The organism is Bartonella sp. MR168JLCBS, from assembly GCF_042194175.1.
Genome location: NZ_JBHIMP010000522.1, coordinates 325 through 605, shown reverse-complemented (window position 1 = coordinate 605; position 281 = coordinate 325). Strand labels below are relative to the sequence as shown.

Sequence of the window (281 nt, the reverse complement as noted above, 5' to 3'; positions counted from 1 at the left end):
ACGAGCACGAGCACAATATCGTGCTAGCCTTACAATGTCACAGGAAAATCCATCTAGCCAAGCCAATCTCATTGCCCGCCAAATGCTTCTTTATGGCCGACCAATTCCTCTATCTGAAACAATTGAACGCTTAGAGCTTATTACGCCCGCAAGATTAACTGATTTAGCTCATCGTCTTTTTATCAATTCCACTCCAACATTAGCAGCTGTCGGACCTGTTGGCTCCCTCATGAATTTTGATGATTTAACATCAACACTTTCACCCAATATAAAGTAAGACT

The 281-nt window shown here is 42.0% G+C and carries 1 pseudogene; it reads left to right on the top strand.

Annotation, left to right across the window (positions count from 1 at the left end):
* Positions 1 to 277: pseudogene (locus tag ACFIK8_RS12370) on the top strand (insulinase family protein); the annotation flags it as partial.
* Positions 278 to 281 lie beyond the last annotated feature (4 nt).